This window comes from Priestia sp. FSL R5-0597, assembly GCF_038006305.1.
GTDB classification, from domain to species: domain Bacteria; phylum Bacillota; class Bacilli; order Bacillales; family Bacillaceae_H; genus Priestia; species Priestia zanthoxyli.
The window spans coordinates 3,418,363-3,432,710 of record NZ_JBBOUZ010000001.1; the positions used below are offsets into that span (position 1 = coordinate 3,418,363).

A 14,348-nucleotide genomic window follows, 5' to 3' on the forward strand; every position below is an offset into this window, starting at 1 on the left:
TTTGTTCTTTTCTTTTATGAAAGCTTATCTTTCTTATTTATAAGCTAATCCAGAAAAAGATAACGTGGATTCCCAATGACGATATCGTTTTTTATCTATAACCTTCATGCATAGTTTTAATAACTAAGTGGTAATAGATTTAATATAAAAAAGTAGATAAGCTAAATAGGCAGATGACAAAGAAAAGCTTAAAGGAGTCGTTTTATGGAGTGGCACCAGCTAAAGTATTTTCAGACGCTAGCGCGCATTCAGCACTATTCTAAAGCAGCCGAGCAAGCAGCAATTTCGCAGCCGGCTCTTAGCAGGTCGATTGCCAAACTCGAAGCAGAGCTCGAAGTTCCTTTGTTTGAACGTATCGGACGAAATATCAAGCTCACGAAATACGGAGAAATTTTTCTTCATCGTGTGGAAAATGCGTTAAAAGAAATTGAAATAGGAAAACAAGAATTACAGGACTTTACAGATCCTGAATACGGACATTTATCGATTGCATTTGTTCAATCGGATTTTGTGGTGGGGCTTATTCACTCTTTTCAGACTGAATACCCTCACATTGATTACCGCTTAACTCAAACGGGCTCAAACGGCATTATCCGTATGCTGCAGTCCGGCGAAGCAGATATTGGCTTTGTATCGTTAATTCCGATCGAGGACAAACTGATAAACGTTGAACCCGTTTATAAAGAAGAACTTTTTATCGTGGTTTCACGGAATCACGCTTTAGCTAAGTATGATCAGCTTGATTTAAAGTCGTTAAAAGATGAGCACTTTGTCACTTATAAAGCAGGCTATGGGCTTCGTACGCTGATGGATACGTTTTGCGAACAAGCCGGTTTTACTCCGCGCGTCATTTTTGAAGGTGAAGAGCTTTCTTCTATTTTAGCGTGCGTCTCTACAGGTTTTGGCATTACGCTGACGCCGGACCTCCATTCGCTCGACAAAACGACGTTCAAACTGATTAAAGTCATTCAGCCCTACTGCATGAGGACAATTGGCATCGCATGGAAAGAAAACAGCTATTTGTCCCCCGCGGCTAAAAAGTTTATTTCTTTTATTCCATCTTAACTAATTAAAACATCTAAGGAGGACACATCATGTACCCAAATAAATTGTATATTAACGGAGAATGGAAAACGACTGAAGACACAATTGACGTAGTAAATCCCGCAACAAAAGAAGTGATTGGCCATATTCCAAAAGGCGGAGAAAAAGAAGCCGCAGCGGCTGCTGATGCCGCGGCGACAGCTTTTAAAACGTGGTCGAAAAAAACGGCGCAAGAACGCAGTACCATTTTAATGAAGTGGCATCAGCTCATTGAACAGCATCAAGATGAATTAGCTGAAATTATGACAACGGAACAAGGAAAGCCGGTTGAAGAAGCAAAAGGCGAAATTCAATACGGAAATGACTATATCGCTTGGTTTGCTGAAGAAGGAAAACGCATCTACGGAGAAACGATTCCAGCACCTTACGAAAACAAGCGCATCACTGTAAAAAAACAGCCGGTTGGCGTCGTTGCAGCGATTACACCGTGGAACTTCCCGGCAGCCATGATTACACGTAAAGTAGCTCCGGCTCTTGCTGCAGGCTGTACAATCGTGTTAAAACCATCTGAAGAAACGCCGTTTACCGCTTTTCGCTTGACTGAACTGGCAGAAGAAGCCGGCGTACCAAAAGGTGTACTAAATGTTGTAACAGGAGACGCAGCGGCAATCGGTGATACGTGGCAAAAAGACGGACGCATCCGCAAGCTAACATTCACAGGTTCAACGGCTGTCGGAAAACATTTAATGCGCGGCGCAGCGGATACGGTCAAAAAATTATCGCTTGAACTTGGCGGACATGCCCCGTTCATCGTCACAAAACACGCTGATCTTGACGCAACCGTTGAAGGCGCAGTCGCATCTAAATTTATTAATGCCGGCCAGACGTGTATTTGTACAAACCGTATTTACGTGCACGAATCGATTGAAGCAGCTTTTGTTGAAAAATTCAAAGAAAAAACAGCTGAGCTAAAAGTAGGAAACGGCTTGGAAAAAGACACGGACGTAGGCCCTCTTATCAATGAAAAAGCTGTTGAAAAAGTGCAAAAACAAATTGAAGATGCCAAAGCAAAAGGCGCTGAAATTGTTCTCGGCGGACAAGCTGTGACAACGGAAAACGGATTTTTTATGGAACCGACTATTTTAACAAATGTAACTGATGACATGAACTGTATGTTTGATGAAACGTTTGGCCCTCTGGCTCCTGTCGCTACATTTAAAACAATTGATGAAGCGATCGAACGAGCAAACAACAGCCCTTACGGCTTGGCGGCATACGTTTTCACAGAAAACATCAAAGAAGCAACGTATATCTCTGAAGAATTAGAATACGGAATTGTTGGGGTAAACGACGGCTCTCCATCAGCCGCACAGGCTCCGTTCGGCGGCTTCAAAGAAAGCGGTCTTGGCCGTGAAGGAAGTCATTACGGCATCGAAGACTATTTAGAAGTGAAATATATTTCAATGGGACTATAACCCTAAAAACCAGCAGCTATTTAGCTGCTGGTTTTTATTTTGCACCCTCTTTTTTAACGGAAAAACGGAAAAATTCCATCCTCCTTACATATTTTCTAATAAATCTATGAATCTCCTAAACATTTCTACCTAGATGAATTGTCAGAATTATTACAGAGATGGTGACAATTCTACTTATATCGCCCTTTAATATTAAAACTATGTTACAAAATGTCGTAATTTGGAATTAGATGTTTACTTTTCCTGTCAGGATTGATAGACTCACAGTTGTGAATAAAACAAGTTATGGAAAGGGAGAAAGAACATGCTAAAGAAAGCAAATCGTACAGTTATGAATATGGGGTTAGCAGCATTACTTGTTCCCGCTGCCCTAACATTTAGCACAACTTCAGCAAGTGCAAATGACGGAGGCGCTGCACCAGCACCCGTACAAGAAAAGGTAACGCCAAGCGTACCTCAACAACAAGCAACTACTACTAATCAAAAAGTCATCGTAAACGTGAGTGCGTTAAATATTCGTCAAGGAGCTAGCTTTTCATCTCCAGTTGTTGGAACTGCAACACAAGGTCAAGAGTTTGCTATTTTAAAAGAAGCAAACGGCTTAGTTGAAATTGCACCAAACAAATGGATTTCAAAAAGCTCAAGCTACGTAACAATTGCATCAGGTAAACCTAGCGCAAGCCAAGTAAAAGGTGTAAGCACATCAACTCCTTCTACTTCTACAGCATCTGCAACTACATCAGCAGCAAAAGAAACTAGCACACCAGCACCTGCTCCAACAACAAGCACGGCTTCTGGAAGCACAGTAAATGTTGCACGTAGTTTAGTAGGATCACCTTACCAATGGGCAGGAAACACACCAAGCGGATTTGACTGCTCAGGCTTTATCGCATACGTGTTCAACCATAGCGGTCACAGCATTTCACGTACAAGCGTAGCCAACTACTGGAACATGGCGACAAAAATTTCGTCTCCACAACCAGGCGATCTAGTATTCTTCCAAAACACATACACAAGCGGCCCATCTCACATGGGAATCTACATCGGAAACGGCCAAATGATTCATGCTGGTTCACACGGTGTAGCAGTAGCTGACCTAGATGTTTCTTACTATCAAGATCATTTCTTAGGATACGGACGCTTCTAAGAAAAAAATGCCCTCCAATCGTTAGATACGTTCTAACGATTGGAGGGCATTTACTTTTTATCGCTGCGCGACAGAAAGAGCCTTTTCAATCCGCGTTTGAAATTTATTTTTCCAGTCTTCCGCAAGTTCAGAAACTTCTAACGCTCGCTTCATCCCTTCTACATCTTTTGAATGATGGAAATATAAATCAAGCGTGAACCAAACGGATACTTGGTCTGGATGGGCTTGAATTAATTTCACTTCCGCGTCTTTCGTAATTGTGCCTTCTTTCAGCACGCGGCAAAGGTAGCCGGTATAGCTTGTCTCAATCATTCGTTTTAAAAGACCTTTAACGCCTGTTCTCTTTGTAATCGTGTCACATGGGTTTCGCCCTTGCGTCACTTGAATAACGGCGTCTCCCACTTGATAAACGTCTCCAATACATACGTCTTTTTCAACCATGCCCGCTAAGACAAGATTTTCTCCAAACGCAGACATTGGCAGCTCCGTATCAAACTCTTCGTTCCATTTTTTGTAGTGCTCATACGGATACACGCACACCGCACGATCCGGTCCGCCGTGATACCTTAAGTCAGCTACGCCGTCGCCTTGAAACCCTTCTTTTGCTAAAAACGTTTCGTCTACTTGCTTTTTGCATATACCTGTCCGCATTTCTTTGTCAGAGCCGTATGCCATTTGTTCGGGCATGCCGGTTGCTAAATGAATCAGCTTTCTCTCGGGTGTTGTCATTATGTTTACACCTCTTTTATCATTTTTACTAGTTTACCACATTTATAGAGCATTTTATTTACTTGTTAGCTCTCTCAGCGGCTTCCACTTAAGTCCTAATGCATAATTAATAGCGGTAGCTGCGACAAATCCAAGCAGCACTCCTGGAACGGTCGGCATAAACAAAGATGGAAACATCGCTACGCACGCCAGTGTTACCACAAAATTTCCGGTATACGACCATTTGGGATGCTTTGAAAAAAATGTTTGAATACTATTCATTGCTAACGCCTTTATACAACTACTTTGTCATTCCTCATGAATATTCTACCATTAAAAAGGAAACATTTCTCTCAAACGACGTATTATAGGTCATTTTGTCTCTTTTTTACTTCTCATATTAGAATTCCAAGAACCGGAAGTATCATAAATTTTTAAAAATATTTCACAATTATATTAAAAATATCTTCATTTCCCCTTTTTCTTTTGTTCAAAATGATTTAAGATAGTAGAGGCTGTCGAAATATAAGTTATTATGTCAGTTCCGCATGTTTTTTTACATATTAGCACATAGTAAATATTATTTTACAATTACGTCATTTTTTATAATGGCCTAAAAAATTTTGCCCATTTTTAACAAAATTGGCGTAGAAGTTCCGTTTTTGTATAAAATAGAGGCCGATTTATATAGTCATTTCTATGCACGTCCCTCTTTTATAAATATAGGATACATGTAAGGAGAAAAGTAAATGTCAATTTTAATGGGAATTATCGGGATTGTAATTATCTTAGCAGTTGCATTCCTCATGTCAAACGACAGGAAACTTATCAACTATAAAGGCATCGCAGTTATGCTTGTCATCCAGCTTGCTATCTCTGCTTTTATGATGAATACATCGATTGGTCGCAAGGTGCTTGACTTTATCACAAGTGTATTTACAAAGATCTTATCATTTGGTAACGACGGAATTTCGTTCGTGTTTGGAGATCTTGCAGGAAAAGGCATTTTCTTTATCCAAACGTTAGTTATGATTGTATTCGTTTCAGCATTATTAAGTATTTTAAACTACTCTCGTATTTTACCCTTTGGGATCAAATATATCGGAGGACTTGTTTCAAAAATTACCGGACTTCCCCAAATTGAAAGCTTCACAGCCGTGAACGCAATGATTTTTGGTGATACAACGGCGCTAATTGCGGTGAAAAACCACATCGGAGGTTTAACACCAAACCGTTTATTTATCGTTACAACAACGTCTTTAGTATCCGTTTCTTGTTCGATTCTAGGCGCGTACATGCAGATGATTCCGGCTGAATACGTATTAATTGCCCTTCCGCTAAACGTATTCTCTGGCTTAATCGTTTCTTCTATCGTTGCACCAGTAAAAGTAGAAGATGAAAACGAAGTCGATATCAAAGCGCCTGCTAAACAAGGCACGCTGTTTGAAGCAATCGGTGACGGTGCCCTAGACGGCGGACGCGTTGCGTTAATCGTAGCAGCGATGCTTGTTACATACGTTGGTCTTTTAGCATTAGTGAACTACGTATTAAACGGCGTAATCGGATTAACGGTTCAAGATATTTTAGGTTATATCTTCTACCCAATTGCCTTTATCATGGGTATCCCGGCAGACGAACTGATGAGAGCGGGCGGCGTAATGGGAACAAAAGTAGTAGCAAACGAATTCGTTGCCATGCTTGACTTCCAAAAAATGATGCCTCACCTTTCTGAAAAAACGATTGGTATCGTATCAGCTTACTTAATCTCATTTGCAAACTTCAGCTCAATTGGTATCGTTCTTGGTACGATCCAAGCAATCAACGGCGAACAAGCTTCACGCGTTGCAAAGTTCGGCTTGAAGATGCTGTTAGTAGCGACAATGGGATCGATTTTAACAGGTATTATGGTTGGATTGTTTATTTAATGAGAAAGCACTCACTTGTGGTGAGTGCTTTTTTAGCATTTTCTATCTGTTTTTAATCCATATCTACAATAGAAGTAACGCGGTAGTTATCATTGTAGCTGACGTTTACTACGTATTGCTTCGATTCGCCTTCTTTCACCTTTCCCGTTACCTCTATATAATCAAAACCACGGTCCGCAAAATCTGCCTTTTTCACCACCAGGTCTTTATGTCTCTTTTCTTTAAAATATGTAACGGCTGCCTCCTCTGCCTTATGGAACATTTGATCATATTGTTTTTGCTCCATTTGTTTTTCTTTAGAATGATTCATGTACATTCCTGCTCCTACGAGTAGGAGTATAAGGACTGAACAAAAAATGAGAGCTTTTTTCATTGCTTTTCTCCTTCTTCAGCAATACTACAAGCTTTCTGTTGGATTTATCCTGTAACCTGCCTCAACCTTTTAATTCTGGTTTACTTACTTTCATTAATAATAGAGATATTAAGAGAAAACTCCTCAAAACTTACTTGTCCCAAGGCAAGCTTCATACTTTCAACAAATATACGTTCATTTTTAGTTAGTTCACGCTTTGCTTCCTTTTCAATCCATTCATGCTCAACGTCCAAAACATCTAAAACATGCTTTTGTTTTGAAAAAGCCTCATAGTATCTTAATCCAAACTTTCTTTGAGAGACGGCATCAATATGAATGCCATCTGGATTTGCTGTTAAGTCTTTTGATGTTACAAAATAACAATTTTTTTCAGTATGAGCAACTTTAGATAATATCTCGTTTATTTGTTTATATTCTACGGCGCTTTTTCCAAATCCGACGTCTCCAAGGTAATGTCCCAACTCACCAATAATAATCGGGATATCTGGTGCATTCAATTCTTCTCTCAAGTGTTTAAATAATGAAAGCAGTTTATCTTCATACGTCTTATAACGTTCTCCGTAACTGTCGCTTTCTCCTTGATGCCACAGAATTCCCACTAACTCACTTGTTTCCATTGCGAATTTTGCTTCAGAAATCGCGTGTCTGGTTAATAGTCCGTCAATTGTCCACTCATCAATTGAGCTTCCTCCCTCGGCACATGGTATTAACCCAATGGACTCGCCCGGATGATCCTCTGTCCAAGCTTGGGCAAAAGAGGCTGCCGGCCCAACACCAGATATGTGACGATCAAAATTAAGTGGTTCTGCCATCGTTTGCCATCTACCGTTTCTCAACATATGTATATGCTCATTATAAATCGGCGGTACATCCTCAATAAATCCTCTGCCTGCCATATTTGATTGTCCAATTAATAATATAGATTTCATAGAAATACCTTCTTTCTCTTCCATGTTGATCACTTTTTTCTAATTTGCTCGTGCTTATACTTATAGAATTAATTAATGGCTTCAAGAGCTTGTTTCAAATAATCCATTTCAGAGGTTATATCATCTATCTGTTGGTTTAACTGACTTACTTTATCAAGAGTATTCCGTGCATCCAATAAATTGATTTCTAACATCAAACGGCTTGCTTCACTCTCAAGCTTCAATCTCTTTGCAAATAATACCTCGTGCTTTTTTATAATTTCCGATTTTAAATTTTCACTATTGTTTTCTTCCATACTTCTACCTCACTAACTTGTAATAACAGTATTTTATTGAAATGTAAATTTCCCTATATAATTTAATAATTACCTACAGGGAGGTTTATAACATGGTTAAAATCCCCTTTTTCACCTACAGGAAAACCACATTTATTTCGTATTTACATAAGAGAAATAATAGGAACCAATTAAAATAAATTCCATTATTCGCTTTCCTTGGATGGCGTTCATAAGTTTTTAGTGTTGGCATTTAAATACATACTGAACGTTCAGAAGCTCCCCTAACTGTCAAAAATAAATGAATTATTCCATAATAAGGGAAATTTGAAATCATTTTGTTTTTTTTGCAGGAAAAAAAAGCAAAGTATATAAAGATAACAGTATGCATCAAAAAGTGTTGAGAATATTTTATGATCATTTTTTATCAGCACGAGATCCATAATTTGAGAAAAGAGCTTATATCAGTCCGTGTCTTAAGTATGCCTATTATATAGAATGGGTTACTTAGTAAATAAGGGAAGGTGATTTATATGTTAGGGGAAGAAGATTTAAAAGTAAATTGTATATCAGCTGCTATAGGTTTACTCATCCAACATAATATCATCACTCACCAGGAACTGGACAAACTAACTAAAACAAATTATCACGTTTTTTATCATTTTCTCATGGATAAGCTAATTGAAGAAGAGTTTAGTAAGGATAGGGTTGTACAAACATAAGTGCTTCAACAAAAAAAGAAGCGCAAGATCCAAAGCAGGAATCTCCTATTTCAAACGTAATTCGTATAGGGCTCCTTACATATTAGACATATATAATATGTAAGGGCTTTCTTGTTCAACAAAGCCTCCTATAGTTTAAATGTATTTCTTCACAGTCTATCATTTTAAAAGTCATTTTATCAAAGGAAGCCTGCCAATATTGTTACAAAAAAGTCCTCTCCTCGTTTCAGGAAAAGAACTTATATGCAGTGAATTTTACAAGCTACTTCCAAGTCTGATCAAGTTTATCTGAATAGAAATGTAAGGCTCTTTTATAACTTAGTATTTCATTGTCATTTGTCGTATTTAGTAAGCATTTCAGTATCAGTTCCATCGCTTTGCTATGCTCTTTTAAATTGTATAAGGTCATAGAATAAAACACTTTAATTACATGATTATCTGGGAATAATTCTATTCCTTTTAAAAATGTCTCTTTTGACTTTTCATACTCCCCCAAGGCTCTATATGTGCTGCCCAATCCTAATACTGCACCTTCCATATCTTTAGGAGGTAATCCTATCTTTATGGCATTTTCGTAAAAGGGCACTGCCTTTTCTTCTTCTCCTAATACGTCAAAGCTCCAAGCACATTGATAGTTATATAAAGCATTGTCTGGACATTCCTTAACTAATTCACTTAGCAATTCGTTAGATTCTTTGTGATTTCCATTCTTTCGTAACGCTAATGCTTTATCTAGTTTGTTATTCATTATCTAAATCTCCAGCCCTTCTTTTTCCCCCTATTTATCTCTTAACACCCTTCCATATCCGGAAATTCAGCGTATTCATACACTTTATCCAGATCTATTTCTTGCTTTAACTATCCTTGATGTTTAATTTTTAAAGGCTAACCCATTGTTCTTTAAAGCTTCTCTAAGTTTAGGTAAAGAAGCTGGCCCATACCATGAAATTGTAATATCTCTTTTTCACTAAATGTTGATAGCTGCTGCAAAGAAGTTATCCCCTTGTTTTCCAATGCTCGTCTTGCTGGTGCTGATAGCACGGAAAGAAATCCATTGTCAGGTTTTCGTTCTTGCTCACAGGTTGGGCAGGTCGGACAGTTACTGCTTTTATAATATTTGTGTCCTTTATGACAGATTCTTAGATTTCCCTTTTGGATTTTCATTTTTATTCTCTCCATTTCACAAGAGTTTTTTAGCTTTTATCCCCTGCCACTTCTTCAATGGATGATTTATGGAGAAACAAAACATCATGCGTATAGTAAGCTAATTATCATTAAATACTTATGAGTCTCGTTTCAGGTAGTGCAGCTCCATTACAAATTATGCTAACACCTTACATGTTTGCGTTTGAAACCAAGTCGTCCTCTATCTATATCCTTTTGAATGTTTTCAGACGCAAGAAGAATACTACTTTTTTTCTTATCCTTCTTAACTTCGACTGGACCTACTGTCTTTGCCGTTTCAAGGGCCTTTTCATGAAGTGGCAAATATGAAACACCGACTGTATAGATAAAATTATTCATAGCCGATTTCGTTCGATCTGGAGAATCGTGAATCGTATTTTTCACTTGATTAAGCATATCGGCAATCTTGCTTGTGCTAAATTCATCGTCAGGACGATTACCCAAAAGCCAGCAGTAGCAACTCCAACCTGCCGACATTTTCAATTCTTCACCGCTTGCCACCCATTTATCAGCAACAACTTGCGCAAAATCGGTTTCTGACAAAGTTACTGCAACTACATAATCGGATAGCATGTAGAAATACGCTTTATCAATCCAACGCTCAAAATCCTCCGCAGTCATCTCTGTTGGGTCTGCAATGATACCAGCAAAATACATAGCATCGTAATTTCCAGACGCATAAAGCTGCTCGGCTAAAGCCTGATTTTTCTTGATTTTCTTTGCAATCGGCTTCATTTTTCCTGTTGCTACTCCAAAAAGTGGATCGTATGCACCATTGTTTATGTAAGTCTTTTTAATTCGTTCTGTGCCAAGCGCTTCAAGTTCTTTCATAACCATTTCAAAGTCCACCGTTCTGTACCCTCCTTCTTCTCCGTTCATAATCTGCTTTTTATTTACGCCAAAAAGTTGAACAGTCTTTCTTATCTAACATATTAAACTCGATTATTTTCTTAAGTAATTCATAGTTTACCCGCTCAGTCCATAAAATTCGAAACAGACCTTTGGTAGCGCTGTATCCAGCCTGATCAATGTCATGATTAAAGTGCGCCATGCCTGTTTCTTCAGGTGAAACGCTCAAATGATGTTTCGCTGAGGCAAAGCCGATGATAAATGTTCCATGATCAGTAAACATTGGCGTATTCCATTTCATTTGTGGTTCCAAATTCGGGAAAGTATTAGCAACCCAAGCCAAAACCTCCTCCATTCGGTCACGGTGGGCAGGGCTATCTATACGCGCTAAATATTCTGCAAAAACTTCCATAGCATCTTCTCCTCAAATAAAAAATTTTTTAATCTACTCTACTTTTATACAAATGGAACACCAGTCAGTTCACTTAACCTTATTTCATTTTTAACTCAAATACATTAACAATTTATATTGGCCATGTTTTAAATAAAATGTACTAATCATTTAATCCTTTTCCATTAAGAATGTTTGGAATGCATTTTTCAACTCTTGATGCTCGAGTCTTAGATTGTTTGGCCGCAGAAAAATGAAGAATATATGCTCTTTGCCGTCCTGGAGTCAATGTAGTAAAAGCAGTTTCTAAAGCAGGTATTTCATCAAATTTATACTGTAGCTCTTCAGGAATAATGAGTTCTTCAGGCTTTTTAACTTTGACTTTTAATCCGGCTTTTTCCACCTCAATAGCCTCATAAATATAAGCTTTTAAGATGGCTTCCTTTTCAATTATTTCTTGCACATTGGTAAACCGAATTTGTCGCGCCCCTTGTACATTCTCCGTTTGTTGGATTAAAATACCATGAGAATCTTGTAGCAGAGAACCTTTAGGAAACAGCAGCGCACAGTATTCTTTAAATCCATGTATTAAAACAATGTTTTTTTTCTCAAACGTATAACAAGGATTCATCCACTTAAAATCTTCGGTCAACTCACAGTCAAGAACAATCTTTCTCAACGTCTCATATTCTTCTTTCCACTTTTTAGCTTTAGTTAAAAATTCATCGACCTTAGGATTCATTTTGCTATTTGTCATCAAGGAACACTCCTATTCAATTTTTTAATCTGTGGCTCTCGCAATGATATAGTCAGCCGTCAATTCATTTAATGGTGTTACTATTCTTCAAATGTAGGAAATGCCCTTCTTCAATTGACTTGATAGTTATTAAAATTATAAACATTTTAAGTATGTTTGCTCACTATACAAAGCGGACATCGATTGGTTCACTTAACCGCATGTGATCCATGAAGGTAAATAAATTACCAAGAGAATCAACAAACTGAATGAATCCTGTCTTTGTTACGCATTGGCCTCTCTTATAGTACGTAAGGTAAACTTGTTTATTTGTATGTAAGACTTTAATCGTTGGGACTCTCGAAGTATAGCTTTAAGAATTTTTGACGGGGGAAATTGTTCGCATCGTTCGTCTCAACAAAATATTCTAATTGCCATTTTTGTGTTTCAATAGCTTGTTTGCTAGTTGGTTTATCCCATATCGGATACACTCTAATTGCCATCTTACCTTTTGTGGTAGCCGTTTCAAGGATTTTTTGTTTTAAAAGAATTTCTTTTGGAAAAATGAACTGTCCAAATCTATTTGTACTAGTGAAGGTATTAATAACTAATAGATCGGTAGCTTTTCCATCCGAAAAGGCCTGGTTTTTATGAGTCGCATCTTTTTCCCAAAAGGATACAAACTGTCCTACCTTATTAGGTGTAGTTTTCGCCACCCTAAATCGTACAGATTTTGAATTTAACTGAAAGATACCAGCGCCATAATCTGAATTTTGAGCTTCTTCTCGAATAGCTTTTATAGCGAAGTGATTGGGTTTATAAAAATTCTCATTTACATAGGTTAACGCCTCATAAAATTCCATTGTTTTTACCCCTTATGTTTATAGCCCTCTTCAATTAATAATACGTGGTTTGTATTTCTTTCCTCGAATCGCGTCTTAAATATTCCAAATGATATAGCAAAGCTATCCTCGTCTCGTAACACCTCTTGATTCCTTAAGCGTTACTCCCCTCTTAATATAGTTAATGTGCTACATATTAACCTCATTTTTTCACTTTGGTTCGCGATCTCTTTGTATTACTGAAATACTTGGAGGTTCAGTTGAAACCACATCAATTATATGATTTAAAGCATGTATTCCATAGTGTTTAAACGGGCCAGGGTGTATATCGTCAGCTATGGTACCAATTTCGATAAAATCTAGATATCTGGACTTTGAATAAACTGCAAAAGCGCTTCCTGTATACATTTCATATTCATCTATTACAGTAAAACTTTCGTTTCTAACAGAGTATGCAATGTACCAATCAAATGTAAGTCGAATTATAGGGAGTGCGTAATCCACATCAATAGAGGCATACGAAGAAGAAGTGCTTTCTCCTGTTATCTCTTCAGCTGCATTTCCATTAACTTTGCAACGTTCAATATCCACTATTAACGCGTTATCCTCAGGTTCAAATATAGAGTTTAAATAAATACAGCCTTGATATTGAAGCAGTTTAGAGTAATTCATAAAACCCTCCTTTTTTAAACTAAAGCATCGAGTGAGTTCAATAACAAGTAAAAAAGCGTTCATTCTTGGATTACATCTATTCAAAAACCTTTAACTTTAAACTAACAGGCAAAAAAATGACGCGTTATTGGTTCGCGGCAAGATTGTCTAAACTTTAGAAAAATATAGGCAGGAAGTTAGGATTTATTTTATCTTGAATATGGTCTTTCTATGATCCTGCTTTATACGTTTCAAGCGCAGCTCTATTTTTCTATCTAACATTTTATGTGCGGTTTGGAAAGTTACACATATGAACAGTAAGATAACAGTAATAATTATAGCCTCTGGCACTTGGAAGCAAAAACATAATACTGCTAAAAGAAAAGATATAGTACAAGTAAAGTTGATTATCCATTTTTTATTTCTATGAGCTTGAAGACTTTTTTCAAGCAGCTGCTTTTGTCCTTCTTCCCTTTTTATATCTTCTGAATTATTGAGTGTAGAGTTCAATGTTATTTCTCCTTAGAAAACTAATTTTATATAATTTATATCTTGGTTATCTTTTCTCTTTAAGATGATGGTATAGTTGGGTGTTCTTGAAGGGAAAGCCAAATTTAAACAATCGTTTTGGCAAGCGCATGGGCTTCTTTTACGCTGATTACAATATCCTCCAACAATCTCATTTTCTCCTCTTCTTCAACGTTTGCATTTAATATAGAGAAACAAAACAAAGCAAGGAATGTCTTCATGTCGGTACATATAATGACTCTGTTTGATAGCTACTCATACTAGATTCAAAGAACCTACAAAAAAGAACATTCGTTCTCTATATTATATAGGAACAAATGTTCTTTTTTCAATGAAAACTATAAAGTTTTCCAAATTATTTCTATGAATAACGTCGAATCTATAATAAAGAATATTTCAATTGTTGGACATTGTTCTACAGGTACTATTAATAAACATTATATAATTGTAGAAAAAATTAGTTAAACAACAACTCATGTTTTATAAAACATGAGTTGTTTGATTCTAGCACAATAATTGTATCTATTAGAAAAAATATATAGCTTCCTTTCAGAATATTGATTTTCTT

General features: G+C 37.2%; 17 protein-coding genes and 1 pseudogene. 5 read left to right on the forward strand and 13 right to left on the reverse strand.

Features of this window, described 5'->3' with window-relative positions; all coding sequences use genetic code 11:
- The first annotated feature begins 204 nt into the window (after positions 1-204).
- The 3 genes from MKX72_RS17880 (at position 205) to MKX72_RS17890 (ending at position 3,666) form a co-directional block, all read left to right on the forward strand.
- A complete protein-coding gene (locus MKX72_RS17880) occupies positions 205-1,065 on the forward strand; it encodes a LysR family transcriptional regulator (RefSeq protein WP_034267104.1) in 861 nt (286 codons plus the stop codon).
- 29 nt (positions 1,066-1,094) lie between these two features.
- On the forward strand, positions 1,095-2,519 hold the full coding sequence (locus MKX72_RS17885; RefSeq protein ID WP_155007793.1) for an NAD-dependent succinate-semialdehyde dehydrogenase: 1,425 nt from the start codon (positions 1,095-1,097) through the stop codon (positions 2,517-2,519).
- A gap of 304 nt (positions 2,520-2,823) precedes the next feature.
- Positions 2,824-3,666 (forward strand): C40 family peptidase, encoded by an 843-nt coding sequence (locus MKX72_RS17890; protein ID WP_098626347.1) that lies wholly within the window; start codon positions 2,824-2,826, stop codon positions 3,664-3,666.
- 57 nt (positions 3,667-3,723) lie between these two features.
- Here the strand turns inward: MKX72_RS17890 and MKX72_RS17895 are convergent, their stop codons facing one another.
- Both MKX72_RS17895 and MKX72_RS17900 read right to left on the reverse strand, forming a co-directional pair.
- Positions 3,724-4,395, reverse strand: a complete 672-nt coding sequence (locus MKX72_RS17895) for an MOSC domain-containing protein (protein ID WP_098626345.1) — start codon at positions 4,393-4,395, stop codon at positions 3,724-3,726.
- Positions 4,396-4,449: 54 nt separating this feature from the next.
- Complete coding sequence (locus MKX72_RS17900) at positions 4,450-4,656, reverse strand: hypothetical protein (RefSeq protein ID WP_098626343.1); 207 nt, start codon at positions 4,654-4,656, stop codon at positions 4,450-4,452.
- Between the two features lie 467 nt (positions 4,657-5,123).
- Between MKX72_RS17900 and MKX72_RS17905 the strand changes: the two genes are divergently transcribed.
- A complete protein-coding gene (locus tag MKX72_RS17905) occupies positions 5,124-6,299 on the forward strand; it encodes a NupC/NupG family nucleoside CNT transporter (RefSeq protein ID WP_098113255.1) in 1,176 nt (391 codons plus the stop codon).
- Between the two features lie 52 nt (positions 6,300-6,351).
- On the opposite strand, the gene MKX72_RS17910 is transcribed toward MKX72_RS17905, so the two are convergent.
- From MKX72_RS17910 to MKX72_RS17920, 3 genes are all read right to left on the reverse strand, one after another.
- On the reverse strand, positions 6,352-6,609 hold the full coding sequence (locus MKX72_RS17910) for a hypothetical protein (protein ID WP_141541615.1): 258 nt from the start codon (positions 6,607-6,609) through the stop codon (positions 6,352-6,354).
- Between the two features lie 143 nt (positions 6,610-6,752).
- Complete coding sequence (locus MKX72_RS17915) at positions 6,753-7,601, reverse strand: sialate O-acetylesterase (RefSeq protein ID WP_155008238.1); 849 nt, start codon at positions 7,599-7,601, stop codon at positions 6,753-6,755.
- Positions 7,602-7,669: 68 nt separating this feature from the next.
- Positions 7,670-7,897 carry a hypothetical protein gene (locus tag MKX72_RS17920; RefSeq protein ID WP_155007792.1) on the reverse strand — a complete coding sequence of 76 codons (228 nt, stop codon included), beginning with the start codon at positions 7,895-7,897 and terminating at the stop codon, positions 7,670-7,672.
- A 512-nt stretch (positions 7,898-8,409) separates the two neighbouring features.
- Between MKX72_RS17920 and MKX72_RS17925 the strand changes: the two genes are divergently transcribed.
- Positions 8,410-8,598 carry a hypothetical protein gene (locus MKX72_RS17925; RefSeq protein ID WP_014458940.1) on the forward strand — a complete coding sequence of 63 codons (189 nt, stop codon included), beginning with the start codon at positions 8,410-8,412 and terminating at the stop codon, positions 8,596-8,598.
- Between the two features lie 262 nt (positions 8,599-8,860).
- Here the strand turns inward: MKX72_RS17925 and MKX72_RS17930 are convergent, their stop codons facing one another.
- The 8 genes and pseudogenes from MKX72_RS17930 to MKX72_RS17965 form a co-directional block, all read right to left on the reverse strand.
- Positions 8,861-9,346, reverse strand: coding sequence for a tetratricopeptide repeat protein (locus MKX72_RS17930; protein WP_155007791.1), 486 nt, complete (start codon positions 9,344-9,346; stop codon positions 8,861-8,863).
- A gap of 123 nt (positions 9,347-9,469) precedes the next feature.
- A pseudogene (locus MKX72_RS17935) lies at positions 9,470-9,762 on the reverse strand (RNA polymerase alpha subunit C-terminal domain-containing protein).
- A gap of 162 nt (positions 9,763-9,924) precedes the next feature.
- A complete protein-coding gene (locus MKX72_RS17940) occupies positions 9,925-10,632 on the reverse strand; it encodes a DNA alkylation repair protein (protein WP_155007790.1) in 708 nt (235 codons plus the stop codon).
- A 40-nt stretch (positions 10,633-10,672) separates the two neighbouring features.
- Positions 10,673-11,044 carry an iron chaperone gene (locus MKX72_RS17945; protein ID WP_155007789.1) on the reverse strand — a complete coding sequence of 124 codons (372 nt, stop codon included), beginning with the start codon at positions 11,042-11,044 and terminating at the stop codon, positions 10,673-10,675.
- A gap of 142 nt (positions 11,045-11,186) precedes the next feature.
- Entirely contained in the window at positions 11,187-11,780 is a 594-nt protein-coding gene (locus MKX72_RS17950) for a YdeI/OmpD-associated family protein (RefSeq protein WP_155007788.1), read from the reverse strand.
- 323 nt (positions 11,781-12,103) lie between these two features.
- On the reverse strand, positions 12,104-12,622 hold the full coding sequence (locus MKX72_RS17955) for a MepB family protein (protein ID WP_155007787.1): 519 nt from the start codon (positions 12,620-12,622) through the stop codon (positions 12,104-12,106).
- Between the two features lie 189 nt (positions 12,623-12,811).
- Entirely contained in the window at positions 12,812-13,273 is a 462-nt protein-coding gene (locus MKX72_RS17960) for a hypothetical protein (RefSeq protein WP_155007786.1), read from the reverse strand.
- A gap of 183 nt (positions 13,274-13,456) precedes the next feature.
- Complete coding sequence (locus tag MKX72_RS17965; RefSeq protein ID WP_155007785.1) at positions 13,457-13,762, reverse strand: hypothetical protein; 306 nt, start codon at positions 13,760-13,762, stop codon at positions 13,457-13,459.
- Positions 13,763-14,348 lie beyond the last annotated feature (586 nt).

Bases quoted from the DNA above. Each gene is read 5' to 3' on its own strand.
- MKX72_RS17880 (WP_034267104.1), top strand. From the start codon at position 205: ATGGAGTGGCACCAGCTAAAGTATTTTCAGACGCTAGCGCGCATTCAG.
- MKX72_RS17885 (WP_155007793.1), top strand. From the start codon at position 1,095: ATGTACCCAAATAAATTGTATATTAACGGAGAATGGAAAACGACTGAA.
- MKX72_RS17890 (WP_098626347.1), top strand. From the start codon at position 2,824: ATGCTAAAGAAAGCAAATCGTACAGTTATGAATATGGGGTTAGCAGCA.
- MKX72_RS17895 (WP_098626345.1), bottom strand. From the start codon at position 4,395: ATGACAACACCCGAGAGAAAGCTGATTCATTTAGCAACCGGCATGCCC.
- MKX72_RS17900 (WP_098626343.1), bottom strand. From the start codon at position 4,656: ATGAATAGTATTCAAACATTTTTTTCAAAGCATCCCAAATGGTCGTAT.
- MKX72_RS17905 (WP_098113255.1), top strand. From the start codon at position 5,124: ATGTCAATTTTAATGGGAATTATCGGGATTGTAATTATCTTAGCAGTT.
- MKX72_RS17910 (WP_141541615.1), bottom strand. From the start codon at position 6,609: ATGAATCATTCTAAAGAAAAACAAATGGAGCAAAAACAATATGATCAA.
- MKX72_RS17915 (WP_155008238.1), bottom strand. From the start codon at position 7,601: ATGAAATCTATATTATTAATTGGACAATCAAATATGGCAGGCAGAGGA.
- MKX72_RS17920 (WP_155007792.1), bottom strand. From the start codon at position 7,897: ATGGAAGAAAACAATAGTGAAAATTTAAAATCGGAAATTATAAAAAAG.
- MKX72_RS17925 (WP_014458940.1), top strand. From the start codon at position 8,410: ATGTTAGGGGAAGAAGATTTAAAAGTAAATTGTATATCAGCTGCTATA.
- MKX72_RS17930 (WP_155007791.1), bottom strand. From the start codon at position 9,346: ATGAATAACAAACTAGATAAAGCATTAGCGTTACGAAAGAATGGAAAT.
- MKX72_RS17945 (WP_155007789.1), bottom strand. From the start codon at position 11,044: ATGGAAGTTTTTGCAGAATATTTAGCGCGTATAGATAGCCCTGCCCAC.
- MKX72_RS17950 (WP_155007788.1), bottom strand. From the start codon at position 11,780: ATGACAAATAGCAAAATGAATCCTAAGGTCGATGAATTTTTAACTAAA.
- MKX72_RS17955 (WP_155007787.1), bottom strand. From the start codon at position 12,622: ATGGAATTTTATGAGGCGTTAACCTATGTAAATGAGAATTTTTATAAA.
- MKX72_RS17960 (WP_155007786.1), bottom strand. From the start codon at position 13,273: ATGAATTACTCTAAACTGCTTCAATATCAAGGCTGTATTTATTTAAAC.